Raw genomic sequence first — 25,185 nt, 5'->3', positions numbered from 1 at the left:
GGTCTCATTTCGCGCGACCATTATTCACTTTCCGTGAAAATGCGATCACGAATTGCATCAAGACGATTCGGTTGCACCACCGCGTTGACGTGGCGGAAATCCGCCATGGTCCCGGCGGAGTGACCAACACGGCATGGTCAAGATCGATTTTTTGTTGCAACATCAAAGGTATGGGCGAGAACGAACGCACCGGGCCACCGTCGATGCCTTCGGTACCGGACACCGACCGTCCCAACTCGGCCCGCATGTACGACTACTACCTGGGCGGCTCCGCGCATTTCGCGATCGACCGGAAGGCCGCCGACGACGCGCTGGAAGTCCTGCCGCAGTCGGCGGTGTACGCCAAGGCGAACCGCGCGTTCCTCGGCCGGGCGGTGCGCTTCCTGCTCTCCCAGGGCGTCGACCAGTTCCTCGACCTCGGCTCCGGCATCCCCACCGTCGGCAACGTGCACGAGATCGCGCACCGGATCAACCCGGCCGCCAAGGTCGGCTACGTCGATCACGAGCCGGTCGCCGTGGCGCACGCGCAGCGCATGCTCGCCGGCCAGTCGAACGTCACGATCACCCAAGCCGACGTGCGCGACCCGGAAAGCGTGCTCACCGCGCCCGGAGTCGCCGGGATGCTCGACTTCTCCCGCCCGGTGGCGGTGCTGGCCATCGCGATCCTGCCGTTCGTGCCCGACGACGCCGAAGCGCACGCGCTGGTCGCGAGCTACCGCGCGGTGAGCGCTCCCGGCAGCTGGCTGGCGATCTCGCACATCTCGCAGGTGTCGGCCACCGACGAGCAGGTGCGGGTGGCGCACGAGGTGATGGGCCGCACCCCGACGCCCGTGCTGTGGCGCGACCGCGACCGCATCGCGAGCCTGTTCAACGGCTACCGGCTCGCCGATCCGGGCCTGGTGCTCTCACCGCTGTGGCGCCCGGACACCCAGATCAGCTTCGGCGAGGCCGCCCAGGCCAACGCCTACGGCGGAGTGGGCCTGCTCGACGGCTGAGCAGATCCGCTCAACGCCCCGGAGAAAACGAACGGCGCCGGGCACGGGATTCGATCCCGCCACCCGGCGCCGTCCGGACCGTCACGCCACGACGTGCGGGTGTTCCTCCGCGAAGTGGCAGGCCGACGGGTGGTCTCCCAGCCGGACCTCCAGCTCCGGGACCTTCTCCGCGCAGATGTCCTGCGTCTTCCAGCAGCGGGTGCGGAACCGGCAGCCCGACGGCGGATTCGCCGGGCTGGGCACGTCACCGGTGAGCCGGATGACCTCGCGCTTGCCGCGCAACGTCGGATCGGGCACCGGGACCGAGGACAGCAGCGCCTGCGTGTACGGGTGCTGCGGGTGCTCGTAGATCTGCTCGTCGGTGCCGACCTCGACCATCTTGCCCAGGTACATCACGCCCACCCGGTCCGACAGGTGGCGCACCACGCCGAGGTCGTGCGCGATGAACACGTACGACAGCCCGAGCTCCTGCTGCAGCTCACCGAGCAGGTTCATCACCTGGGCCTGGATCGAGACGTCGAGCGCGGACACCGGCTCGTCGCACACGATCACCTTAGGCCGCAGCGCCAGCGCCCGCGCGATGCCGATGCGCTGGCGCTGACCGCCGGAGAACTGGTGCGGGTAGCGCTGGATGTGCTCCGGGTTGAGCCCGACCAGGTCCAGCAGCTCCTGCACCTTGCGCCGCCGATCGCCCTTCGGCGCCACCTCGGAGTGGATCTCGAACGGCTCCCCGATGATGTCGCCGACGGTGCGGCGCGGGTTCAGCGAGGTGTAGGGGTCCTGCAGCACGATCTGCATGTCGCGGCGCAACTTGCGCAGCTCCGGACCGCTCATCTTGAACATGTCGCGGCCCTCGAAGGTGGCCGTGCCGCTGGTCGGTTTCTCCAGCCGCATCAGCACCTGTGCGAGCGTCGACTTGCCGCAGCCGGACTCGCCGACGATGCCCAGCGTCTCGCCCTTGTTCAGGTCGAAGGACACGCCGTCGACGGCCCGAACGTGCCCGACGGTCCGCTGGAAGACGACGCCCCGGTTGATCGGGAAGTGCTTGACCAGGTCCCGCACTTCGAGGATCGGCTCACTCACTGGTCATCAGCTCCTCGGCGAAGTGGCAGGCGCTGGTCCGGCCCGAACCCAGCTGGTGCTGCTCGGGCACCTGCTCGCGGCAGCGGTCCTCGGCGCGCGGGCAACGCGGGTGGAACGGGCAGCCGCTCGGGATCTTCATCAGGTTCGGCGGCAGGCCCTTGATCGTCTCCAGGTCCTGGCCCTTGAGGTCCAGGCGCGGGATGGACCGCATCAGGCCCTCGGTGTACGGGTGGCCGGGCTGCTCGTAGAGCCCGTAGGCGTCCGCGGACTCCACGATGCGACCCGCGTACATCACCACGATCCGGTCCGCGACCTCCGCGACCACGCCCAGGTCGTGGGTGATGAGGATCAGGCCCATCCCGCGGTCCCGGCGCAGCTCGTCGAGCAGGTCCATGATCTGCGCCTGCACCGTCACGTCCAGCGCCGTCGTCGGCTCGTCCGCGATGAGCAGCTCCGGGTCCAGCGCCAGCGACATCGCGATCATCGCGCGCTGCCGCATGCCGCCGGAGAACTGGTGCGGGTACTCCTTCACGCGCTGCTTGGCGTTCGGGATCTTGACCTGGTCCAGCAGCTCCACCGCGCGCGCCGTGGCGTCCTTGCGGGACATGCCGCGCCGGGTGCGCAGCTGCTCGGCGATCTGGAACCCCACCGTGTAGACGGGGTTCAGCGCCGAGAGCGCGTCCTGGAAGATCATCGACATCGATTCGCCGCGCAGCTGCCTGCGCCGGTCCTCGGTGGCGGTGAGCAGGTCCTCGCCGTCGTAGCGGATCGCGCCGCCGGTGACGAACCCCGGCGGGGTGTCGAGGATGCCCATCACCGTCTGCGCGGTGACGCTCTTGCCGGAACCGGATTCGCCCAGCACCGCCAGCGTTTCACCGGCCTTGACGTGGTAGCTCACGCCGTTGAGCACCTTCGCGACGCCGTCGCGGGTGCGGAACTCCACGTGCAGGTCCTCGACGTCGAGCAGCCGTCCGCCTGCGTTGTCGTCCTTCTCGGACACAGCGGTACCTCCTACTTCTGCTTCGGGTCGAGCGCGTCGCGGACGGCGTCACCGAGCATCACGAATGCCAGCACGGTCACCACCAGGAAGCCTGCGGGGAACATCAGCAGGTGCGGGGCGACGGAGATGTAATCGCGCGAATCCGCGATCATCACGCCCCAGGACACCACCGGTGAGCGCAGGCCCAGCCCGAGGAACGACAACGTCGCCTCGGCGCCGATGAAACCGCCCAGCGCGATGGTCGCGTAGACCAGCACGGGAGCCAGGCAGTTCGGCAGCATGTGCCGGAAGATGATCCGCGCCGGGCTCGCACCGAGCGCTCGCGCGGCCTTCACGTAGTCCTGCTCGCGGGCCGAGATCGCGGCCGAACGCATGATCCGCATCGCGATGGGCCAGGACAGCGCCGAGATCGACAGGATCACCAGCGTGATGATCCGCACCGGGTCCGGGATGCCCGTGGCCGGGTTCAGCGTGGTCAGGATGACGATGGCGCCCAGCACGAACGGCAGGCCGAGGAAGATCTCGGCGAACCGCGAGAGCAGGTTGTCCAGCCAGCCGCCCAGGTAGCCGCCCACCAGGCCGAAGATGGAGCCGATCAGCACGGTCACGACCGTGGCGAGCACACCCACGATGATCGAGGCGCGCGCTCCGTAGATCGCCCGCGCGTAGATGTCGCGCCCCTGGGTGTCGTAGCCGAACCACGCTTCGGCCGAAGGCAGCTCCCGCGCGTGCGAGAGCGAACCCCGCGTGGGGTCCAGCGAGGTGAACAGCTGCGGGAACGCGGCCATCACCAGCAGCAGCAGGATGATCGCGGAGGCGACGAGGAACATCGGTCGCCTGCGCAGGTCCTGCCAGGCATCGCCCCAGAGCCCGCGGGGCTTCTCGGGGCGAGCGGCCGAGGCAGGCTCGGCCGCCGTCCGCTCGGAGTCGGTCGGCTGCGCGGTGGTGGCGGAGACAGTCGGTTCAGGCATATCGGATCCTCGGGTCCAGCACTGCGTAGAGCAGGTCGACCAACAGGTTCATCAGCAGGTACACCAGCACGAGCAAGGTCACGATGCCCGTGACGGTGGTGCCCTCCTTGGTGAGCACCGCGTCGTAGATCAGCCCGCCGATGCCCCGGATGTTGAAGATGCCTTCGGTGACGATCGCACCGCCCATCAGCGCCCCGAGGTCGGTGCCCAGGAACGTGATCACCGGGATCATCGAGTTGCGCAGCAGGTGCACCCCGACGACGCGGCGCGGGTGCAGGCCCTTCGCGGTGGCCGTGCGCACGTAGTCGGCGCGCTTGTTCTCGATCATCGAGGTGCGCATCAGCCGCGACACGTAGGCCATCGACAGGCTGCCCAGCACCAGTCCGGGAACGATCAGCTCACCCCAGGTGGCCTGCGAGCTGACGCTCGGCCGGATGAGCCCCCACTCGGTGCCCAGCAGCACCTGCAGCACGAAGCCGGTCACGAACACCGGCAGCGAGATCAGGAACAGCGTCGACATGAACACCAGGCTGTCGAGGAAGCCACGTCCCCGCAGACCGGCGAGGATGCCGGCTCCGATACCGATCACCGCTTCGATGACCAGCGCGACGATCGCCAACCGAATGGTGATCGGGTAGGCGTTGCCGACGAGTTCGTTGACCGCCAGCCCCGAGTACGTGTCGCCGAAGTCGCCTTGCAGCAGCTGCCACAGGTACTTGAAGTACTGCACGTAGACGGGATCGTTGAGGTTGTACTTCTCGGTCATCTCCGCGATGTAGGCGGGCGGGCACGGCCGATCGCCGCACCGACCCGCGAACGGGTCGCCGGGGAGCGCCCACACCAGGCAGTAGATGATGAAAGTGGTCCCGATGAACACCGGGATGAGCTGCAGCAACCGCCGCAGTACGTAGCGCCCCACGCCGAACCTCCTCTAGGACGCAGGCGGGTCCGGCCCGCGATTTCGCGGACCGGACCCGCAGCAATGCGATCAGGGATTGAGCTTGACCAGTTCCAGGTCGAGCTTCCGGTCGAAGCTGACGTGCACGTCGCTGATCCGGTCCGAGTAGCCGGACTGGGCCTTCTGGTTCCACAGCGGGATCGACGGCATGTCCTTGGCCAGGATGTTCTCCGCCTCGCGGTAGAGCCGCAGGCCCTCCTCCTCGCTCGGAGCCTGGTCGGCCCGGCTCATCGCCGCGTCGAACTCGGGGCTGGAGTAGCGCATGTAGTTCGACGAAGCGCCGGTGCGGTAGATCTTGCCGAGGAAGGTCTCGGCCGCCGGGTAGTCACCGAGCCAGCCGAACCGGAACGGGCCGGTGTGGGCGTTCTCGTCGTGCATCTTCAGGAACTCGGCGAACGTCGGCACCGGGTTGAACGCGCACTGGACGCCGAGGTTGGTGTTGAGCTGGTTGCAGATCGCCTCGACCCACTCCTTGTGCCCGCCGTCGGCGTTGGAGGTGATCGTCAGCGGACCGTTGAAGCCGCCAGCTTCGTCGAGCAGCTTCTTGGCCTCCTGCGGGTTGTACTCGCAGTACTGGCCACAACCGCCGGCCTCGTAACCCTTGATCGGGCCGCTGGGCACCCAGCCGGTCGCGGGCAGGTAGGAGCCCTCGAAGACGGTGTCGGTGATCTGCTTGCGGTCGATCGCCATCGACAGCGCGTGGCGGACGCGCGGGTCCTTGAGCTTCGGGTCGTACAGGGGGAGCTGGAGCGCGTTGTTGCTCAGCATCTCCTTGTCCACGACCCGGTCCTGCAGATCGGTGCGCCACTTGTTACCGACCAGCGCCGACGGCGGGACCTGGTCGACGAAGTCCAGGTTGCCCGAGACCAGGTCCTGGTAGGCGGTCTCCAGCTCGTTGTAGATGCGGAACTCGACGCCGCGGATCTGCGGCTTGTTCTGCCCCGCGTACTGGTCGTTGGTGACCAGCTTGATGTCGGTGTTCGGCTGCCGGGACTCGAACTTGAACGGCCCGTTGCCGACCGGGTGCTCCTCGAACGCCTCGGGATCGGCGAAGAAGCTCTCCGGCATCGGCGAGAAGGCCGTGTAGCCGAGCATCGTCGGCCAGGTGGCGAACGGCGCGTCCAGGGTGACCGAGATGGTGCTGTCGTCCACGGCGCGCAGCCCGGACATCTCCTGGGCGGTCGGCTGCGGCGGCTCCTGCGGGCCGGTGTCGCCGTCCGGGTCGGCGGGGCTGACGTCGCGGTAGCCCTGGATCTGCTCGAAGAAGGAGGTCGTGGACTGGCCGTTGGGCGCGTAGGCGGCGTAGTTCCAGGCCTTCACGAAGCTGTTCGCGGTGACCGGGCTTCCGTCGTGGAAGGTCCATCCCGGCTTCAGCTTGATGGTGAAGACCTTGTTGTCCTGGGTGTCGATCGACTCGGCGACCTCGTTGTACGGCTCACTGGTCTCGGGGTCGTAGCCGACCAGACCGGTGAACATCGCGTCGACGACGTTGCCTCCGCCGGTCTCGGTGGTGTTGGCGGGAACCAGCGGGTTCTCGGGCTCCGTGGAGTTGACCGAGATGAAGCCCTCCTCGGTCGCGCTGCCCCCTCCGCCGCAACCGCTGGCAAGCAGCCCGACTGCCAGCGGGACCGCCACACAGGCGGTCAAACGTCGCTTACGCATCAATACCCTCCCACTTCCACCCCTGCCCCGAGGACCATTCTTGGGGGCATCACGCACGACGGAGTTGTTCACCGCCGCGATAGACGAGCGTAAACATATGTGAGAAACCCTCACTTGCGTTGCCCTGTCACAAATCCGTCACTTTCTGGTTCGGTCCAGAAACCCAGGACCCACGCCCCGGAGCCGGACGACCACACTGTGAGAACTAGCTGATAGACAGCGCGATGCCGTCGAGGATGTCGTGCTCGGAGACCGACATCACGCGGATACCGGCGCGTTCGGCCAGCTCGTCGGCGATGACCTTGACGACGAGCGCTCCGCCGCTGATCACGTCGACTCTCCCGGGATGCATGGAACCGATCGCGGCGCGTTCTTCATGACTCATCGTCAACAGCTCCGAAGTCGTTTCTTCGAGCTGTTTCTGGGATAAACGGGAAAGGTGAATTGCCGCCGGATCGTAGTCCGGCAAGTTCTGCGCCACTGCGGACAGCGTGGTGACCGTTCCGGCCACTCCGACCCAGGTTCGAGCACCGGAGGCGTCGACCGCGGCGAAGGCGTCGTCCAGGATCACGCGGGCGACCCGCTCGGCCTCGGCGACGTCCTGTTCGGACGCGGGATCGGTGTGCAGGCACCGCTCGGTGAGCCGCACGCAGCCGATGTCGGCGGAGTACGCCGCCTCGATCTCGGCCCGCGCGCCGTCCCAGCGGCCCACGACGAGCTCGGTCGAGCCGCCGCCCACGTCGGTGACCACGAACGGACCGTCGGACGGGTCGAAGTCGCCGACGGCGCCGATGAACGACAGCCGCGCCTCCTCGTCGCCGGTGATCACCTCGGCGTCCACGCCGAGCGTGTCGCGGACCATCGCGAAGAAGTCCTCGCGGTTGGCCGCGTCGCGGGTGGCGGAGGTGGCGACCATCCGGACCCGCTCCACGCCCTTGCGCCGCGCGATCGCGGCGTAGTCCACGAGCGCCGCGCGGGTGCGCTCCAGCGCCTCCTCGGCGAGCCTGCCGGTGGCGTCCACTCCCTGGCCGAGCCGCACCACGCGCATCTCGCGGTGCACGTCGCGCAGGTCGCGGGCACCGTCGAAGCTCGTGGTCACGTCCGCCACCAGCAGCCGGATCGAGTTCGTTCCGCAGTCGATCGCGGCCACCCGTGACATGGGGTACTCCTTGCTCTGGTCGGTGCTCCGAGGCGGCGCGCGGGCGCCCCGTCCTCGATCGGCGACCACGCTAGCGGCTGCCCCGAATCGACGTGCGCGGACTCACCGGTGGCGTGTCGGCACCGCGTGCCACCGAGATCATCACCGACCAGGGTGAACGCCGTCGACCCCTGCGCAACCAGGTCCCGCGGACCGGACGCACCGGCTCCGCAGCAGAACTCGATCACCTGATCGGATGATCACGAGGCAGGCCTGAACTCCGCGGGGATCTCGCACGGCTCCAGCGGTCCGGACGTCGCGGACTCCACGAACACGACCTCGCCGGGGACCGCGGTGCGCGGGTCGGTGGTGCCGGGCTCCAGGCGAGTGCCCGCGGTCTCGGCCTGCTCGCGCGGGACGAACCGGCCTTCGTCGAGCGCGGTGATCTCGCACGGCACCGGCGCCACCGGCTCCGTCGCGACCGGCGTGCTCGGCTGGGTCGAGGTTCCGCTCTGGCTCGGCGGCACCGAACCGGGCAGGTGCGAGGGCTCGGTGGACGGGCTCGCCGACGACTCCGAAGGTTCGGACGTCGCAGACGGCTGCGAGCTCGGTTCCGCGGACGGCGGCGTCACCGCGCCCGCCGGAGGAGGCGGGACCGGCTGCGAGCCGGACGGCTCCGGCTGCTGCGAGCCGGGAGGTGGCGTCGTCGCCGATCCGGGAGCCGTGGTCGACGAGCCCGGTTCCGGCGGCACCTCGGACGCGGGCGGCACCGGAGGCGCGGCGCCATCGGCCGGCGGGAGGTGCGGCTCGGGCGGTGCCTCGGTGGACGGCGGCCGTTCGACGGGCGGTGCGCCCTCCGACGGCGGCACTTCGCTCGCCGGGGGCTGCGGCGGGACCGGGTCCTGCGCACCGGGCGGTACGACCGGGTCGGCGTCGCCGGGCGGCACGGTCTCGCCGCTCGCCGGCGGAGGCGCCGCGCCGGGCCACGGTTCGACGTCCACCGGCCCGGCCGAGGCGCCCGGCCACGTGGGGCGCGCGTCCACGGTCGGTTCCGGCGGCGCGGCGGGCGACGGCGGGCTTAGCGCCGACGCCCCCGAGCCGAAGGCCTCCGGCGAGGCCGCCACCGGGCGCTCGGACTGCGCGGCGGGCAACCGGCTGCCCGCCAGCACGTCGTGCCCGTCGACCTCCGGCAGCGGTTCCAGCGGCAGCGGGAACGCGCCGCCCGCGTAGGCGTCCGCCCAGCGCAGCACGGTGCGCACGTAGTCGTCGGAGTGGTTGTAGCGGAACACCGCCTCGGCGAGCGCGCGCGGTTCCCGCAGGTCCCCGCCGCCGTCGCAGAGGTAGGCGCCCGCGGTGGCCGCCGCGTCGTGCACGTTGTGCGGGCTGAGCTCGCCGTCGTCGTTGCCGTCGATGGCGAACTTGTTCCAGGTGCCCGGGATGAACTGCATGGCTCCGACCGCGCGGTCCCACACCGGGTCGCCGTCGAGGGTGCCGCCGTCGGTGTCCGGGATGGCGGCGACGCCGGGGCCACCGCTGAGCCGCGGCCCGAGGATCGCCGAGAGGGTGGTGCCGTTGACGTCGATCTCCCCGCCGCGGGCGTGCCCGGATTCGATGCGGCCGATGGACGCGAGCACCGACCAGTGCACTCCGCAGCCGGGATGGGATCCGGCGAGCCGGTCGGCGGCGCCGACGTAGGCGGCCATCATCGGTTCGGGGATGTCGAGGCGTCCGCGCGGCGCGTCGTCGGGCGGGCCCGGCATCCGCTGCGGTCGTCCGGCGAGGTCGAGGACGTGCGTGCCGGGTTCCCTGGTCTGCGGCAGGTGTCCGCTGGCTCCGTAGAGGCCGCCGTCCGGAGCGGACTCGGCGCGACCGTCGCGAATGGTGGGCGGTGGCAAGGACAGCAGGGTGCTGGAGGCGGCGACGAGGAGCAGCGTGGGCGTGAGCGCGGTGGCCGCCCGCCACCTGCGCCGGTTCCGGCGGCGAGCGGTGGGACGGGTGTTGCGAACTGCCACGGTGCCTCCAGCCCCCACGAGATCGTCCGCGCTCGGGCATCGCTCCCAGCGGTGGATCCGTCACTACGGTGGCACGAAGCGGCGCGTTGCGACTCTCGCGCTCACTCCATCGAGTGGCATTAATAGCGGGTTCGATCATGCACTGTGATCAACGCCGACTGATCGAGTCCTCGTGAACACGATGGAGTGGATCTCCACTCGTGCGGCCACCCGGCAAGATCGCGGAGGCTACTCAACGGTAGCCACGTGACCTACGCTGCGGAGCATGATGCTCAGCGGCGAGCCTCGCTCCAGTTCCTCCCGTCCCGCGGATCCGGACGCCGCACGCTGGTCCACCCACCGGGTGACCAACCAGCCGCCGCCGCTCGACGGCTTCGACCCGCTGGCCTGCGACCCGGCGCTGCGCGACGCGATCACCCGGTACGCCGGGGCCGACGCGCTGCCCGGACTGCGGGAAATCGCCGCCGAAGCCGGTTCCGCCGCCCTCCGCGAGCACGGCCGCGCCGCCAACGACAACCCGCCCGCGCTGCGCACCCACGACCGCTACGGGCACCGGGCCGACGAAGTCGACTTCCACCCCTCCTGGCACCACCTGATGGAGCGCGCCGTCCACCACGGACTGCACGCCGCGCCCTGGGCACCGGACGCCGGGCCCGGCGCGCACGCCCGCCGGGCCGCCGGGTTCTACCTCTGGTCGCAGGCCGAAGCCGGGCACGGCTGCCCGATCTCGATGACCTTCGCCGCCGTCCCCGCGCTGCGGCACTCCCCCTCGCTGGCCCAGCAGTACGAGCCGGGGCTGCGCTCCACGACGTACGACTTCGGGCTGCGGCCGGCCGCGAACAAGGCCGGGTTGCTGGCGGGCATGTCGATGACCGAGAAGCAGGGCGGCTCGGACGTGCGCGCCAACAGCACCGCGGCCGAACCGCTCGCCGACGGCACCTACCGGCTCACCGGGCACAAGTGGTTCACCTCCGCGCCGATGAACGACCTGTTCCTCACCTTGGCGCGCACCTCCGGCGGGTTGAGCTGCTTCGTGCTCCCCCGCGTGCTGCCCGACGGCAGGCGCAACGAGATCCGGCTGCAGCGGCTCAAGGACAAGCTCGGCAACAAGTCCAACGCCTCCGCCGAACTGGAGTACACCGGCGCGCTCGGGCACCTCGTCGGCGAAGAGGGCCGCGGCGTGCGCTGCATCATCGAGATGGTGTCGATGACGCGGCTGGACTGCGTGCTCGGCTCGGCGGCGAACGTGCGGATCGCGCTGTCCGAGGCCGCCCACCACGTCCGGCACCGCAGCGCGTTCGGCGCACCGCTGGCCGACGCGCCGCTGATGCGGGCGGTGCTCGCGGACCTGGCGCTGGAGTCGGAGGCGGCGACGGTGCTCGCGCTGCGGCTGGCGGCGGCGGTCGACGGGCAGGCCGACCCCGCCGAACGCGCCCTGCTGCGCCTGGCGCTGCCCGCGGCGAAGTTCCACGTGTGCAAGCGCGCCTCGACCGCGGTCGCCGAATCGCTGGAATGCCTCGGCGGCAACGGGTACGTCGAGGAGTCGGGCCTTCCGCGGCTCTACCGGGAGGCGCCGCTGATGTCGATCTGGGAGGGCTCCGGCAACGTCACCGCGCTCGACGTGCTGCGCGCGCTGGAGAAGCAGCCCGAGTCGGCGGCGGCGCTGCTCGCCGAGCTCGACACCGCCCGCGGCGGCGACGCCCGCTACGACGAGGCGCTGGCGCGGCTGCGGGCGGAACTGGCCGCGCCGAGCCCTGTCCGGGCCCGGCGCCTGGCCGAGCTGATCGCGCTGACCCTGCAGGCCGCGCTGCTGCGGCGGCACGCGCCGAACGAGGTCGCCGACGCCTTCGTGGCGACGCGGCTGGTCCCCGACGTGGGACGCTCCTTCGGCACCGCCGCGGACGGCCTCGGCCTCGACCTGCTCGACCGCGTCACGCCCGCGAGCTGATCACCGGAGGGCGGTTCAGCTCGCGGGATCGGTGCTCGGCTTCTCCGGCCAGCGCCGCTCGATGATCTCCAGCGCCTCGTCGCCGAACGGGTTCACGCCGGGGCCCTTGGCCAGCGAGTGCGCCACGTGGACGTGCAGGCACTTCACCCGGTCCGGCATGCCGCCCGCGGTGACCCGGGTACCCAGCGATTCGATCGCGTCCCGCTCGGCCAGGTACGCCTCGTGCGCCTCGGCGTAGCGCCGCGCCAGCTCCGGGTCCTCGGCGAGCCGGTCCTGCATCTCCCGCATCAGGCCCTCCGCCTCCAGCGTGGAGCAGTGACCGGTCAACCTCGGCGAGGTCAAGTAGTACAAGGTCGGGAACGGCGTGCCGTCCTCCAGCCGCGGGTTGGTCTGCACGACGGTGGGTTCCCCCGCCACGTCGCGCGCCGCGACCGCGCGCAGACCGCGCGGCGGCCTGCCCAGCTGGCGGGCGATGCTGTCCCGGTCGCTCGCGGCGACCGTCGAAGTGTTGATCACGTCAGTTCCCTGTCAGCGACTTCCACAGATCCGAATACCAGGCACCGTCGTCCTCCGGTGCCGGAGTCGCCGGCGGCGCCGTCGGTCGGCCGGGCAGTTCCACGATGTACGGCGTCTCGCCGGGCCGGACGTAACCCAGCCGGGAGCGGGCCTCGGCTTCCACCCGCTCCGGGTCGGAAAGCTGCTCCTTGCGCATCTCCAGCTCCCGCACCTGCTGGGTGAGCTCGGCGCGGTGCTGCTCCTGCGCGGCCAGCTCGCCGCGCTGGCTGAGGTAGGTGCGCAGCGGGACGGACACGCTCAGCGCCATCGCGCACAGCAGCAGCGCCAGCAGCGCGGCCCGCCTGGTCGACGACAGCTTGAACGCACCCGCGGTCTCCGACCGGGACTTGTTCTTCGGCCGCGGCCGGGAACCCGCTTGGGTTCCCGGCCGCGTCCCGGACCGCTTCGCAGGGGTCTGCGCATCCGAACGGCGCTTCGCGCCGTTCCCGCGCGTCGAGGAGGCCGTGCCTGCCCGACGGCGCTGCTGTCGATCAGAAGATCGCCCGCTCGGCATCGTCCGCACCTGTCGTCGTGGTCACCCGGCCGTTCCGACCGCTGGTGACCAGGATGTCACGCCTCGGGGTTGAGCCGCGGGAAAGCCAGTTCACCCGCGTAGCGGGCGGCATCCCCGAGCGCTTCCTCGATGCGCAGCAGCTGGTTGTACTTGGCGACCCGCTCGCTGCGCGCCGGGGCACCGGTCTTGATCTGGCCGCAGCCGGTGGCCACCGCGAGGTCGGCGATGGTGGTGTCCTCGGTCTCGCCGGAGCGGTGGCTCATCATGCTCTTGTAACCGCAGGAGTTGGCCAGGTTGACCGCGTCCAGCGTCTCCGAGAGCGTGCCGATCTGGTTGACCTTCACCAGCAGCGCGTTGCCCGCGCGGCGGTTGATGCCCTCTTCGAGGCGCTCCGGGTTCGTGACGAACAGGTCGTCGCCGACCAGCTGCACGCGCTCGCCGAGCTCGCTGGTCAGCTGCACCCAGCCGTCCCAGTCGTCCTCGCCCAGCGGGTCCTCGATGGAGACCAGCGGGTAGTTGTCGAGCAGCTCGGTGTAGTAACCGGTCATCTGCTCGGCGCTGCGCTTGGCCTTCTCGAAGGTGTAGGCGCCGTCCTCGAAGAACTCGGTGGCGGCCACGTCGAGCGCGAGCACGATGTCGGTGCCCAGCTTGAAGCCGGCCTTGTCCACGGCGACGGCGATGAGGTCCAGCGCCTCGCGGTTGTTCGGCAGGTCCGGGGCGAAACCGCCCTCGTCGCCCAGGCCGGTGGGCAGGCCCTTGGCCTTGAGCACCGACTTCAGCGCGTGGTAGGTCTCCGCGCCCCAGCGCAGCGCGTCGGAGAAGGAGTCCGCGCCGACCGGGGCGATCATGAACTCCTGCACGTCCACACCGGTGTCGGCGTGCGCGCCGCCGTTGAGGATGTTCATCATCGGGACCGGCAGCACGTGCGCGTTCGGTCCGCCGACGTAGCGGAACAGCTCCAGCCCCGCGGAGTCCGCCGCGGCCTTGGCGACCGCGAGCGAGGCGCCGAGGATCGCGTTGGCGCCCAGCCGGGACTTGCCGGGGGTGCCGTCGAGGTCGACGAGCTTCTGGTCCACCACGCGCTGCTCGGTCGCGTCGAGACCGGCCAGCTCGGGGCCGATCTCGTCCAGCACCGCTTCCACGGCCTTCTCGACGCCCTTGCCGCCGTAGCGCTCGGCGTCGCCGTCCCGCAGTTCGACCGCCTCGTGCTCACCGGTGGAGGCGCCCGAGGGGACCGCGGCGCGGGCCAGCGTGCCGTCTTCCAGTGCCACTTCGACCTCGACGGTGGGGTTACCGCGCGAGTCCAGGATCTCGCGGGCGCCGACCTGCTCGATGATCGCCACGTGTGCTCCTAACCAGGGTTTGAGGTATGGGCGGCCCGCCCGCCTCGCCGTTGGACGCGCGAGCGGGCGCCGAACGCCCGACGACCGACCATGAGCCTATCGGTGGCGTCGGCGTCGACGCGGCCGACTTGGTGTGTCGTACGCCCCGCCCGTCGTGATCGATCAGATCACCACGGGGCGTGATCACCACATGCTGGGACGGCGGGCGATAACATCCGCTCGGACGTCGATGCGCACCGGGGTCGGCACGTACCGTTGTCCGGGTCATGAGCAGCGAAGGCACCGTTGAAGCGTTCCGCCGGGCGGAGAGCCTGGTAGCCCAGCGCCGACCTTGGGAAGCTCTCCGCGCACTGCAACCCGTACTCGACATCGCCGAGGACAAGCCCTCCGTGCAGTTGCTGCTCGGCAGGGCCTACCTGTTCTCCGCCCAATTCCGCCGGGCCGAGCTCGCGTTCCTGCGGGTGATCGAACTCGACCCGTCCGACCACTACGCCCGGCTGGTCCTGGGCCGCACGCTCCAGCGGCAGGGCCGGCTCCGGGAAGCCCGCAGCCAGGTGAAGATGGCCGCCACGATGCACCCCGTTCCCGCGTACCAGGAAGCGCTGGGCGAGATCAACGCCAGGCTCGCCCGCCGCGACGGCTGACCGCGATCCGCCGAGCACGTCGTGCCCGGCGGGTCGCGGTGATCCGGACGCGGCGTGCTCCTCCGCGCGGGAGGGTCACTGCCGCCTGCTGGCGGCCTTCGAATAGCTCTCGGCGATCGCGTAGACCTTCTGCCCGTACTCGACGGAGTTGTTGTACGACATCACCGCGCCCCACCAACCGTCACCGGTGGTCAGGTCGCGCCCGCTGGAGCACAGGTACCGACCGGCGGCCATCGCCGCGTCGTCGAGGTTCTGCGGGTCGCCGAGCCCGTCGCCGTTGCCGTCGGTGGCCCACTTCCGCCAGGTCGACGGGATGAACTGCATCGGCCCGACCGCGCGATCGTGCGTGGGGTCACCGTCCAGCGCGCCACCATCGGTGTCGCCGATGGCACGCACGCCGGGAGTGCCGTCCAGCGCGATCCCGATGATCGGCTGCGAGGGCATTCCGTCGTCGCCGAGCACCCGGTTCCCGTAGCGGCCGTGGTTGGACTCGATGCGGCCGATCCCGGCGATGGTGGCCCAGGAGATCCGGCAGTCCGGCTTGTACTGGCGCATCGCCAGGTCCGCGTTGACGTAGGCGAGCAGCGCGCGGGACGGCACGTCGACCACGGAGGCGACCTGATCCGCCCACTCCCGCACGGGGTCTTCACCGACGGGGGCGGGCTGCTGCGCGGGTTCCTGCGCGAGCGGCGCGGCGGAGCCGGGCAGGACCGGCGCCGGTTCCACGACCTGTTCCGGCGGCGGACCGGCTTCGGGCGCGGCCTCCGGGCGGCTCAGGGTCGAGGCCAGCGCGACGCCGGCCCCCATCGCGGCTACGAGGGCCAGCGCGACGGCCAACCGCCCGACGGCGGCGACTACGCCACGCAGCCGGGATGCGGTGGGGACGGTCACGCGATCAGGTTACTTGGCGGTATCCGGGAGAACTAGGAGCGAGCACAAATCGACCCACTTCCGGAGACGACCGCACCCAGCGGAAACCGTCCCTCCGCGCGCCACGGGATCATCGTCCGCCCTCCGCGCTCAGGGTCCGGCTGGTCTTGCCGTAGTGGTCGGCGTGGTCGAGCACGTCCTGGCCGTAGTCGTGGCTCTCGTTGTAGTCGAGCAACGCGGCCCAGAACCGGTCCGGGTCGTTCATGTCGCCGCCGACGGTGCACAGGTACTGCGCCGCGGCGAGCGCCGCGTCGTCGATGTCGTGCGGGTCCGCGACGCCGTCGCCGTCCGCGTCGGCGGCCCACCGCTCCCAGGTCGTGGGGATGAACTGCAGCGGCCCGATGGCCCGGTCGAACACCGGGTCGCCGTCGAGCAGTCCACCGTCGGTGTCGTCGATGCGCTTGACGCCGTGGCTGCCGTCCAGCGGCAGGCCGATGATCGGCACGCTGGGCCTGCCCGTCTCGTCCAGGCGAGCACCGTTGAAGCGGCCGTGGCTGGATTCGATGGCGCCGATGCCCGCGAGCGTCGTCCAGGTCAGCCCGCAACCCGGGTGGCTGGCCTCGGCCGCGCGGGCCGCGTAGCCGTAGGCCTGCAATGCCGCCCGGGGGATGTTGAGCTCGTCGGACATCGACTCCGACCAGGCTTCGAGCTGGAGCTGCGGTCGCTCGGTGGTAGGCAGCGGCGGGGTACCCGCGGGCAGGACCGTCAGCGGTGGCGGGGTGACGCCGCCGTCCGGGGGCGCCACCGCGGTGGGGGGATCGGCCTGCACGCTCGGCTGGGTCTGTTGGCGAGAACTGCTCGGTTCCGAGCCGCACGAGACGAGCAGTGCGATGATCGGTACCACTCCGGCGAGCCGCCACGGTCTGCACGTGCTCAGTTGCTGCGACACGAATGTCCTCCCTCTCCCACTCCAGTGTGCACATGTCAGGTCGTGCTCAGTGGCGAACCGGACTTTTCGCACGTTGCGATGCGAGCACCGACCAGGACAACGATTCCGGCGGCCTCGCGGTTCGCCCCGTGAGCGAAGGCGACCACATCTGTCCACTGAGGACACATCGGAACGATCTCCGCAGGTGGTGGCCCATCGGCCCGTCAATCCTCGAAGCCGAGCCGACTCCTCCCGCGGCGTGGCGCGAAGGAGCCCGCGTTCCGCGTCACTCCCCGACGGCCGTGCTCCAGTAGCGGCTCCACTGCTCGGAGCCGAGCGCGTGCGGGTCCTGACCGTCGTTGCGCGCGGCGGCCTCGGCGTCCCGGACCCGGCCGGCGAAGGCGAGCGCGGCGGTGCGCAGGTCGTCCTCCGGATCATCTCCGGCCAGCCTGGCGCGGGCGACGAGGTCGAACAAGACCGCACCGGGTGATTCCCCGACCGCGACCAGTTCGCGCGGCACTCCGGCCCGCTCGGCCCGCTGCACCAGCTTCGCCGCCAGCGCGGCGGCGGGCTGACCGGTCGCGACACCGTCCACGATGGACTCCCGCTGCTTCTCCCGTTGCTTGAGCTCATCCCAGCGCAGCTGCTGGGACTCCGCGTCGTGCACGGACTCGACCTCGGTGAACACGTGCGGGTGCCGGGACACCAGCTTGCCCACCAGGTCGGCGGCCACCTCGTCCACCCCGAACGGATCGGCGGCGTCCTCGGCCGCGATCCGGGCGTGGAACAGGACCTGCAGCAGCACGTCGCCCAGTTCCTCGCGCAACGACGGGCGATCCCGCTGGTCGATCGCGTCCAGCAGCTCGTAGGTCTCCTCCACCAGGTAGCGGCGCAGCGAATCGTGGTCCTGCTCCGCGTCCCACGGGCAACCGCCCGGAGAGCGCAGCCGATCCATCACCGTCACCGCGTCCAGCAGCTCGACGCCCACCGGCGGATGCGAACCGAGCAACGCCGCACCGGCTTCGCGCAACGCCTGCGCCTGCGTCGACTTCAGGTCCGGCGCGACCAGGACGATCGGCTCCCGCGCGGCCTGGTCCAGCAACGCCTCCACGGCCGGAGCCGGGGGTTCGTCGAGCGCCTCCACCGTCGCCGCCGACAGACCCGGTGCGACGTAGACCGCCGCCGCACGGCGCAGCGCGGGCACCGCCGCCGCCGGGATCACGTCCCCGAGCCGGTCGTCCACGACGACCACCGCCGACCCCGGAACCACCGGCCGGGATGGGGAATCCGCGCTCGTCCCGAACGCCCCGGACGGGGTGTTCGGACGGTCGCCGGTCACGTGATCCGCCGAACGTGCACTCTGCATGGTGCGATTGTCGCAACCACGATTCTCGCCCTCGCCGCAACGCTTGATCCATATCGCCGAGCCTGCCCCCGGCGCACCGGCGCACCCCGTCCGACACACCGGCGCGTCACCCCATGCGGGTGATCTTCGGTGGTCGGGCGGCTCATCGAGATCGGCGCGGCCGCCCGGAAACCGGCAGCGGACCGGCGATCAGGAGCGGTCGGCGGCGGGGAAGACGAACCCGATCGTCTCGTCCTTGTTCGGAGCCGCCCCCAGCGCGAGCTGGTCCCAGACTCCGTAGCGCGGGCTCAGCTCGACACCGACCCGCTGGGCGGTCACCCGCAGCAGCTGATCGCCGAAGGACTGCATCCGCATCTCGTCCGCACCCGCCGCGCTCGGCTTGGGCGGTGCCGGGGCGACGTCGCGCCGCTTGATCCGCACCACCGACCACTGGCCGGACTGCGGTTGCAGCTCGAAGGCCATCGCGGTGCCCGCCTGCGCACCGAACAGCGGAGTGCCCGCCGCCAAGTCGGGCACATCCGCCGAACGCAGCCGCTGATCCGCCGCCGCGCCCTGGCCGGCCTGCTGATCGGCCGTGACGACGGCGGTCGACTCCGCGTCGCCGCGCGCCATCCGCCGCGCCTTCTGCTCCGCCTCACCGCGGGTGGCGGCGGAAGTGACGTCGTAGGTGATGGAGACCCGGTCGATGTAGCGGCGGCCGAGCTCGGCGGTCAGCAGCTTGCTGCGCACCACGGCCGCCATGTCGTCGGCGGTGTAGATCTGCCCGGCGCTGGCGGCCTGCTCGCCGCCCGCGGAGTCGATCACCTCGCGGACCCGCCGCTCGTCCACCCGCAGGCCCTCGTCCTTCGCAGCCTGGTCCACCAGCGCCCGGCGCGCCAGATCACCGGCGAGCCTGCGGCCGAACTCGCCGAGCTGCTCCTGCTCCGCGAGCTGCGCCTTGGCTTCCGGCTCCTTGTCCAGCACGGCGCGGTACCGGCCCTGCACCTCGCTGACCGGGATCCGCGCGTCGCCCACCAAGGCCGCCGCACCGACCCGGCCGGGTTCGACACCACAACCGGCGAGCAGCGCGCACGAGAGCGCGACCAACGCGAGCGGACGGAGGCGGGAGATGACGGAGCTCACAGCGATCACCCTCTCACGAGATCATCTCGGGGTGAACCCTCATCCCCGCCCCGTCAATTCACGCACGGCACACCGGCCGCGGTGATCGGCTGGTCCGGGACCTGCGCCCGCTGGAGCCCGTCGAGGCGCAGCGGACGCGCACCGGCGAAGTTCTGCGCCCCCGGACCCGCGTAGTCCGCGCCCAAGTACACCTCGACGCTGCCGGACTCCACGGCGCCGCTGGTGCGCACCGGCAGGCCGCCGAGCGCCTCCGCGACCTGCTCGCCCGCGGCCTCCTCACCCACCGCGACCCGCACCGACGACGAGCTCATCGCCTCGGCGTTGCCCGTGGCACCGGAGCGGAACCCCTCACCGGTGAGGCGTTCCAGCACGCTCGCCGCGAGCCCCGTGACGCTCGAAGCGTTGTACACGCTCACCGTCGTCTTCGACGGGCTCCGGCTCGTCTCCTCCGACGAGGTCTCCGCCTGCGAGGTCTGCTCCTGCGGAGCGCGCTCCGCCTGCTGGCGCACCGCGCGTTCCTGCGGGGACAGCAGCAGGTTCGCCACGAACCGCCGCACCTCCGCCTCGTCGACCGTCACGTCCTCCTTGCCGGACTCCCCGACCAGCTCCACCGGGATGGTCTGGAAATCGATGTCGCCGCCCGCGATGCCCTGCATGTTCTGCGCGAAGTCCACGACGTCCCAGCCCGAATCGAGCACCACCGACTTGCGCAGCGCCGCCATCAGCTCGCCGAGCCGCACCGGGTTGCTCAACGTTCCCGCGGACAAGATCTTGCTCGCCAGACCGGACATGAACACCTGCTGGCGCACCACGCGGTCCAGGTCGTTGCGCGGCAGGCCGTGGCGCTGGCGCACGAATGCCAGCGCGTCGGCGCCGGCGACGGTCTGCGGGCCCGCGTTGAACACCGCGCCCGAGAACCTGCTGTCGTCCACGTCGTCCACCAGGCACACATCGACGCCGCCGACGGCCTTGGTGATCTCGTAGAACCCGAGCAGGTTCACCTCGGCGTAGTGGTCGATGGTCACGCCGGAAAGGTCTTCGATCGTCTCGATCAGGAACTTCTGGCCCGCGGTCCGCGCCTGCCGCTCCTGCTCCTTCGGATCGGTCACGCCGTCGTCCTCCAACTCCTGCAACGCGGCCATGCGCTCGGTGTTGAAGGCCTCCGTGAGCTTGTGCTCGCCGTGCCCGTTGCCGAGGCCGACCAGCGTGTCGCGCGGGAAGGACACGGCGCTGGCGCGCTGCCCCCCGTTGGGGATGCGCATCAGGATCATCGTGTCGGTGAGGTCGCCACCCTCGTCATCGGTGGTGCGCAGCTCGCGCAGCACGTCCTCCGGCAGCGGGTTGCCCTCCGCGTCGGTGCGGCTGTCGTTGCCGACGAGCAGGATGTCGACGGCGCCGTCCGGGGCGCTGACCCCGCCGCCGATCACGTCGCTCCCGGTGATCCCCCCGGTCCAGCCCTTGAGCGTGCCCCACGCGTACGCGCTGGTGCTCAGGACCGCGACGGACAGCAGGGCGATCAGCACGCGGCCGAACACCCGCCCCGCGCGGCGCTTCGGCTTGGGCCTGCGATGATCCCGCTCGTCCACGCGCGCTACGACGGGCCTGCGGACCGTCGTCTCCTCCCCCGGCCGGGACGGTCCCGGACGACGAGGAGCACTCGGCCGCCGCTGTCCTCTCGCACGATCCACACCTCGTCCTTTCCCCTACCGGCAGAACCAGGCGGCACGTCGAACCGGCGAGTCCACCCACGAATGCAGACGCGTCACGGGCGCGTTGGTTGCCTCGTGGCGGAGGATGACCACCGATCGGCCCCGTCTTAACGCAGGTCGATCATGCGCCGTTGGTCGGGGGTTTGCCAGGCCCGCCCGGTCGGTTTGGGCGTGTGGTCGGGTGGCGGAACCTCAGCGTTCTTCTCGCTGCGGGATCTTTTTCCCGAGTGGCTCCGCCACGAGGGAAAAAGCCGTCCTCGCGAGAAGAACGCCGAGAACCCGCGGGTGGTCGGCTTTTCGACGTGGGCGAATCGCTGCGCGATTACAGGCACGGCCTTCGGCCGCAAGGCGGACTTCGCTTCGCTCGTCCACTGCACGGCTTCGCCGCGAAGCACGGCCTTCGGCCGCAGAGCAGGCGTGCTTCGCCCGCCCACTGCACGGCTTCGCCGCAAGAGCACGGCCTTCGGCCGCGAGGCAGGCGTGGCTTCGTCCGCCGCTTGTTGAGGTGCGGGGGTTGGTCAGACGGTCAGGGCTGGGCGGCCTGCTAGGGCTGCGAGGAGGTCGGCGCACCAGTCGAGCAACGCCTCGTCCCGCAGTGCGGGAGCTCCGATGCGGCCACCGGCGGCTCCTTCCGTGGGGCGCGGCACCGAGATCGTGCGGACCGTGGCCTTGTAGACGGCCTTCGGGTACAGGCGCTTGAGCCGCATCTGCTGGGAATCGGCCAGCTCCACCGGTGCGATGCGCAGCGAGGAGCCCTGCAAGGTCACCTCGGTGACGCCGTGCTCGCGGCACACCTGCCGGAACGTGGCGACCTTGAGCAAGCGCTGCACCGGCTCCGGCAGCGGGCCGTAGCGGTCTTCCAGTTCGGCGCGCACCGCGTCCAGCGCCTCCTGATCGGCGGCGGCGGCGATCTTGCGGTACGCCTCCAGCCGCAGCCGCTCGCCCGGCACGTAGTCGTGCGGGATGTGCGCGTCCACGGGCAGGTCCACCCGCACCTCGGCCAATTCCCGTTCCAAGTCACCGGTTTCCGCGCCCGCGTGCTGTTTGAACGCCTCGACGGCCTCCCCGACCAGCCGCACGTACAGGTCGAACCCGACGCCCGCGATGTGCCCGGACTGCTCGGCGCCGAGGATGTTGCCCGCGCCGCGGATCTCCAGGTCCTTCATCGCCACGGCCATGCCCGCGCCCAGCTCCGAGTTCTGCGCGATCGTCGCGAGCCGGTCGTGCGCGGTGTCGGTGAGCGGCTTCTCGCCCGGGTACAGGAAGTACGCGTAGCCGCGCTCGCGAGCGCGGCCGACGCGACCGCGCAGCTGGTGCAGCTGGGAGAGCCCGAGCATGTCCGAACGCTCCACGATCAGCGTGTTCGCGTTCGAGATGTCCAGCCCGGTCTCGACGATCGTGGTGCACACCAGCACGTCGTGCTCGCGCTCCCAGAACCCCTGGATGATCTTCTCCAGCCGTTCCTCGTTCATCTGGCCGTGCGCGGTGACGATCCGCGCCTCCGGCACCAGCTCGCGCAGCGACCGGGCGGCCTTCTCGATCGTCGAGACCCGGTTGTGCACGAAGAACACCTGGCCGTCGCGCAGCAGCTCGCGGCGGATCGCGGCGCCGACCTGCTTCTCGTCGTAGGCGCCGACGTAGGTCAGCACCGGGTGTCGCTCCTCCGGCGGGGTGAGGATCGTGGACATCTCGCGGATGCCCGCCATGCTCATCTCCAGCGTCCGCGGGATGGGCGTCGCCGACATCGTCAGCACGTCCACGTGGGTGCGCAGCGCCTTGATGTGCTCCTTGTGCTCGACGCCGAAGCGCTGCTCCTCGTCGACGATGACCAGACCCAGGTCCTTGTAGCGCACGCCCGTCTGCAACAACCGGTGCGTGCCGATCACGATGTCGACCGAACCGTCGGCGAGGCCCTGCACCGTCTGCTCCGACTCCCGCGGATCGGTGAACCGGGACAGGCCCTTGATCGTCACCGGGAAGGAGCGCATCCGGTCGGCGAAGGTGTTCAGGTGCTGCTGCGCCAGCAGCGTCGTCGGCACCAGGACCGCGACCTGCTTGCCGTCCTGCACGGCCTTGAACGCGGCGCGCACCGCGATCTCCGTCTTGCCGTAGCCCACGTCGCCGCAGATCACCCGGTCCATCGGGACGGGCCGCTGCATGTCCGACTTGGCCTCGTCGATCGCCGCCATCTGATCACCGGTCTCGGTGTACGGGAAGGCGTCCTCCAACTCCCGCTGCCACGGGGTGTCCGGGCCGAACGCATGACCGGGGGCGGACTGGCGCGCGGCGTAGAGCTGCACCAGTTCGGCGGCGATCTCCTTGACCGCCTTGCGAGCCTTGGCCTTGGTGTTCTTCCAGTCGGAGCCGCCGAGCTTGTTCAGCGTCGGCAGCTCGCCGCCGACGTAGCGGGACACCTCGTCGAGCTGATCGGTCGGCACGAACAGCCGGTCGCCGGGCTGGCCGCGCTTGCTGGAGGCGTACTCCAGCACCAGGTACTCGCGGGTCGCGCCACCGACGGTGCGCTGCACCATCTCCACGTACTTGCCGATGCCGTGCTGCTCGTGCACCACGAAGTCACCGGCCTTCAGCGCCAGCGGATCCACCGCGTTGCGCCGCCGCGACGGCATCCGGCGCATGTCCTTGGTGGACGTGCCGCCGCGACCGCCGGTCAGGTCGGTCTCGGTGAGCACCACCAGACCCACCCCCGGTGCGGCGAACCCGTCCTCCAGGTCGCCGCGCACCACGGTGATCACGCCGGTCTCCGGCTCGCCCGCGATCCCCTCGGCCGCGTGGCGCACCGGCAGGTCGCCTTCCCGGAACTGCTGGACCGCCCGCTGCGCGGTTCCCTGCCCCGGAACCACCAGCACGGCGGCGCCGCCGGAAGCTGTGTGCGCGCGCAGGTCGGCGAACGCGCGTTCCACCTCACCGCGGTACGCCTCGACCTGCTTGAGGCCCAGATGCACCACGCCGTCGTCCGCGCTGTCGCTGCTGAGCTGGGTCAACGTCCACCAGGGCAGGCCAATCTCCCTGGTGCGCTCGGCGACCTCCGCGAGCCCGCGGTACGCCGAGGCCCCCAGGTCGATGGGCGCCTTGCCGCCGTCGGCGGCGACCATCCAGGACGCCTCCAGGAACTCCTGGCCGGTGCGCACCAGGTCCGCGGCCCGCGCCCGCACCTTCTCCGGATCCGACAGCAGCACGTGCGTGCCGTCCGGGACGAGTTCGGTGAGCAACCGCATCTCGCCTTCGCACAGCGCCGGGATCAGCGCCTCCATGCCCTCCACGGCGGCGCCGCCGGCGATCTTGCCGAGCATCTCGGCGAGCTGCGCGTCGGCCGTGTGCAGGCGCGCCAGTTCCTCCGCGCGTTCCGCGACCTCGGGCGTGATCAGCAGTTCCCGGCAGGCGGGGGCGTAGAGCAGCGCGTCCGGGGCGTCCGGCAAGGACCGCTGGTCGGCGACGGAGAACGGGCGGATCTCGGTGACCTCGTCGCCCCAGAACTCCACGCGCAGCGGGTGTTCCACCGTCGGCGGGAACACGTCGACGATGCCGCCGCGCACCGCGAACTCACCGCGCTTCTCCACCATGTCGACGCGGCTGTAGGCGAGGCCGGCGAGCCGTTCCACCAGCTGCTCGAAGTCGTGTTCGTCGCCCAGCGCGAGCCGCACCGGGGCCAGCTCCCCCAGGCCCGGCGCGATCGGCTGGATCAGGCTGCGCACCGTCGTCACGAGCACCCGGACCGGGCCTTCGGCGTGCTCCTCCGGGTGGGCGAGCCTGCGCAGCACCGCGAGCCTGCGCCCGACGGTGTCCGCACGCGGGGACAGCCGCTCGTGCGGCAGCGTCTCCCAGGACGGGAACACCGCCACGCCGTCCGGGCCGATGAGGTCCTCCAGCGCCGCCGCGGTCTCCTCGGCCTCGCGGCCGGTGGCGGTCACCAGCAGCACCGGCGCCGCCGCCCCGGAGTCCGCGGCCAGCGCGGCCGTCGCGAGCGGGCGAGCCGCGACCGGGCCTTCCAGCTCCAGGTGCGGGCGGCCCGCCGACGACACCACGCGGCGGAAGGTCTCCTCCCGCAGCACCGCGTCGAGCAGCCCGTGCAACGCGGCCGGAGCCGCATCCGTCGCCGTGGCAGGACCAGCCTGGGTCATCGCAATCCCTCGCACCGAGAAAACATCGCCGAACGCGCACGGACCCGTCCCCGGGACGACCGCTGACGAGTCCGCGGGCGTGTCCGGCTCGCGGCGGGACCGGCCTGCCGGGCGACCGCTCGCGACCGAGCCGGGACCGGCTCTTCCCAGGCGGACCACGCGATGCCGGGTGACGGGAGTCGTCGTCCAGCCTACGACTCCGCACCGACACCGTCCGGCCGCCCCGCA

The 25,185-nt window shown here is 71.0% G+C and carries 19 protein-coding genes; 3 read left to right on the top strand and 16 right to left on the bottom strand.

What is annotated here, in order from left to right:
• The first annotated feature begins 170 nt into the window (after positions 1 to 170).
• Positions 171 to 995, top strand: a complete 825-nt coding sequence (locus ACWD38_RS15230) for an SAM-dependent methyltransferase (RefSeq protein ID WP_246456656.1) — start codon at positions 171 to 173, stop codon at positions 993 to 995.
• Between the two features lie 81 nt (positions 996 to 1,076).
• Here ACWD38_RS15230 and ACWD38_RS15225 read toward each other — a convergent pair whose 3' ends face one another.
• The 7 genes from ACWD38_RS15225 to ACWD38_RS15195 all read right to left on the bottom strand — a co-directional run bounded on the left by ACWD38_RS15225 (position 1,077) and on the right by ACWD38_RS15195 (position 9,819).
• Positions 1,077 to 2,078: an ABC transporter ATP-binding protein gene (locus ACWD38_RS15225; RefSeq protein ID WP_450124271.1), complete on the bottom strand. Its 1,002-nt coding sequence runs from the start codon at positions 2,076 to 2,078 to the stop codon at positions 1,077 to 1,079.
• The gene (locus ACWD38_RS15220; RefSeq protein WP_450124270.1) at positions 2,071 to 3,078 is read right to left on the bottom strand and encodes an ABC transporter ATP-binding protein; all 1,008 of its coding nucleotides are present in this window, start codon (positions 3,076 to 3,078) and stop codon (positions 2,071 to 2,073) included. The genes ACWD38_RS15225 and ACWD38_RS15220 overlap by 8 nt, the downstream gene beginning before the upstream one ends.
• 11 nt (positions 3,079 to 3,089) lie before the next feature.
• Positions 3,090 to 4,049 carry an ABC transporter permease gene (locus ACWD38_RS15215; RefSeq protein ID WP_184476717.1) on the bottom strand — a complete coding sequence of 320 codons (960 nt, stop codon included), beginning with the start codon at positions 4,047 to 4,049 and terminating at the stop codon, positions 3,090 to 3,092.
• Positions 4,042 to 4,968 (bottom strand): ABC transporter permease subunit, encoded by a 927-nt coding sequence (locus ACWD38_RS15210; RefSeq protein ID WP_184476715.1) that lies wholly within the window; start codon positions 4,966 to 4,968, stop codon positions 4,042 to 4,044. The genes ACWD38_RS15215 and ACWD38_RS15210 overlap by 8 nt, the downstream gene beginning before the upstream one ends.
• A gap of 69 nt (positions 4,969 to 5,037) precedes the next feature.
• Positions 5,038 to 6,669: a peptide ABC transporter substrate-binding protein gene (locus tag ACWD38_RS15205; protein ID WP_184476713.1), complete on the bottom strand. Its 1,632-nt coding sequence runs from the start codon at positions 6,667 to 6,669 to the stop codon at positions 5,038 to 5,040.
• Between the two features lie 205 nt (positions 6,670 to 6,874).
• Positions 6,875 to 7,828: a Ppx/GppA phosphatase family protein gene (locus tag ACWD38_RS15200; protein ID WP_450124269.1), complete on the bottom strand. Its 954-nt coding sequence runs from the start codon at positions 7,826 to 7,828 to the stop codon at positions 6,875 to 6,877.
• 239 nt (positions 7,829 to 8,067) lie between these two features.
• Positions 8,068 to 9,819, bottom strand: coding sequence for a lytic murein transglycosylase (locus ACWD38_RS15195; RefSeq protein WP_450124268.1), 1,752 nt, complete (start codon positions 9,817 to 9,819; stop codon positions 8,068 to 8,070).
• A 265-nt stretch (positions 9,820 to 10,084) separates the two neighbouring features.
• On the opposite strand from ACWD38_RS15195, the gene ACWD38_RS15190 reads away from it, so the two are divergent.
• Complete coding sequence (locus tag ACWD38_RS15190) at positions 10,085 to 11,767, top strand: isovaleryl-CoA dehydrogenase (protein WP_450124267.1); 1,683 nt, start codon at positions 10,085 to 10,087, stop codon at positions 11,765 to 11,767.
• Positions 11,768 to 11,782: 15 nt separating this feature from the next.
• On the opposite strand, the gene ACWD38_RS15185 is transcribed toward ACWD38_RS15190, so the two are convergent.
• From ACWD38_RS15185 to eno, 3 genes are read right to left on the bottom strand one after another with little or no spacing between them, the layout of a single operon-like run.
• Positions 11,783 to 12,280 carry a DUF501 domain-containing protein gene (locus ACWD38_RS15185; RefSeq protein WP_184484654.1) on the bottom strand — a complete coding sequence of 166 codons (498 nt, stop codon included), beginning with the start codon at positions 12,278 to 12,280 and terminating at the stop codon, positions 11,783 to 11,785.
• A 4-nt stretch (positions 12,281 to 12,284) separates the two neighbouring features.
• On the bottom strand, positions 12,285 to 12,836 hold the full coding sequence (locus tag ACWD38_RS15180) for an FtsB family cell division protein (protein ID WP_184476708.1): 552 nt from the start codon (positions 12,834 to 12,836) through the stop codon (positions 12,285 to 12,287).
• Positions 12,837 to 12,892: 56 nt separating this feature from the next.
• Complete coding sequence (gene eno, locus ACWD38_RS15175; protein WP_184476706.1) at positions 12,893 to 14,179, bottom strand: phosphopyruvate hydratase; 1,287 nt, start codon at positions 14,177 to 14,179, stop codon at positions 12,893 to 12,895.
• 266 nt (positions 14,180 to 14,445) lie between these two features.
• Between eno and ACWD38_RS15170 the strand changes: the two genes are divergently transcribed.
• Entirely contained in the window at positions 14,446 to 14,823 is a 378-nt protein-coding gene (locus tag ACWD38_RS15170) for a tetratricopeptide repeat protein (protein ID WP_184476704.1), read from the top strand.
• Between the two features lie 75 nt (positions 14,824 to 14,898).
• On the opposite strand, the gene ACWD38_RS15165 is transcribed toward ACWD38_RS15170, so the two are convergent.
• The 6 genes from ACWD38_RS15165 to mfd all read right to left on the bottom strand — a co-directional run bounded on the left by ACWD38_RS15165 (position 14,899) and on the right by mfd (position 24,957).
• The gene (locus ACWD38_RS15165) at positions 14,899 to 15,714 is read right to left on the bottom strand and encodes a lytic transglycosylase domain-containing protein (RefSeq protein ID WP_343071177.1); all 816 of its coding nucleotides are present in this window, start codon (positions 15,712 to 15,714) and stop codon (positions 14,899 to 14,901) included.
• Positions 15,715 to 15,823: 109 nt separating this feature from the next.
• Positions 15,824 to 16,642 (bottom strand): lytic murein transglycosylase, encoded by an 819-nt coding sequence (locus tag ACWD38_RS15160; protein WP_343071176.1) that lies wholly within the window; start codon positions 16,640 to 16,642, stop codon positions 15,824 to 15,826.
• A 265-nt stretch (positions 16,643 to 16,907) separates the two neighbouring features.
• Entirely contained in the window at positions 16,908 to 17,987 is a 1,080-nt protein-coding gene (locus ACWD38_RS15155) for a MazG family protein (protein ID WP_450124266.1), read from the bottom strand.
• 189 nt (positions 17,988 to 18,176) lie between these two features.
• Positions 18,177 to 19,109, bottom strand: a complete 933-nt coding sequence (locus ACWD38_RS15150; protein ID WP_450124265.1) for a SurA N-terminal domain-containing protein — start codon at positions 19,107 to 19,109, stop codon at positions 18,177 to 18,179.
• Positions 19,110 to 19,162: 53 nt separating this feature from the next.
• Positions 19,163 to 20,695: an LCP family protein gene (locus tag ACWD38_RS15145; RefSeq protein WP_450124264.1), complete on the bottom strand. Its 1,533-nt coding sequence runs from the start codon at positions 20,693 to 20,695 to the stop codon at positions 19,163 to 19,165.
• Between the two features lie 641 nt (positions 20,696 to 21,336).
• A complete protein-coding gene (gene mfd / locus ACWD38_RS15140; protein WP_184476700.1) occupies positions 21,337 to 24,957 on the bottom strand; it encodes a transcription-repair coupling factor in 3,621 nt (1,206 codons plus the stop codon).
• Positions 24,958 to 25,185: the final 228 nt, after the last annotated feature.

It is taken from the genome of Saccharopolyspora sp. NPDC002578 (genome assembly GCF_053592695.1).
Note: the sequence above shows the minus strand (reverse complement) of the source record. Positions and strands in the feature narration are given on the sequence as shown.

What these genes read in the sequence shown, in the direction of transcription:
- ACWD38_RS15230 (WP_246456656.1), top strand. Translation starts at nt 171, where the DNA reads ATGGGCGAGAACGAACGCACCGGGCCACCGTCGATGCCTTCGGTACCG.
- ACWD38_RS15215 (WP_184476717.1), bottom strand. Translation starts at nt 4,049, where the DNA reads ATGCCTGAACCGACTGTCTCCGCCACCACCGCGCAGCCGACCGACTCC.
- ACWD38_RS15205 (WP_184476713.1), bottom strand. Translation starts at nt 6,669, where the DNA reads ATGCGTAAGCGACGTTTGACCGCCTGTGTGGCGGTCCCGCTGGCAGTC.
- ACWD38_RS15200 (WP_450124269.1), bottom strand. Translation starts at nt 7,828, where the DNA reads ATGTCACGGGTGGCCGCGATCGACTGCGGAACGAACTCGATCCGGCTG.
- ACWD38_RS15190 (WP_450124267.1), top strand. Translation starts at nt 10,085, where the DNA reads ATGATGCTCAGCGGCGAGCCTCGCTCCAGTTCCTCCCGTCCCGCGGAT.
- ACWD38_RS15180 (WP_184476708.1), bottom strand. Translation starts at nt 12,836, where the DNA reads ATGCCGAGCGGGCGATCTTCTGATCGACAGCAGCGCCGTCGGGCAGGC.
- ACWD38_RS15170 (WP_184476704.1), top strand. Translation starts at nt 14,446, where the DNA reads ATGAGCAGCGAAGGCACCGTTGAAGCGTTCCGCCGGGCGGAGAGCCTG.
- ACWD38_RS15155 (WP_450124266.1), bottom strand. Translation starts at nt 17,987, where the DNA reads ATGCAGAGTGCACGTTCGGCGGATCACGTGACCGGCGACCGTCCGAAC.
- mfd (WP_184476700.1), bottom strand. Translation starts at nt 24,957, where the DNA reads ATGACCCAGGCTGGTCCTGCCACGGCGACGGATGCGGCTCCGGCCGCG.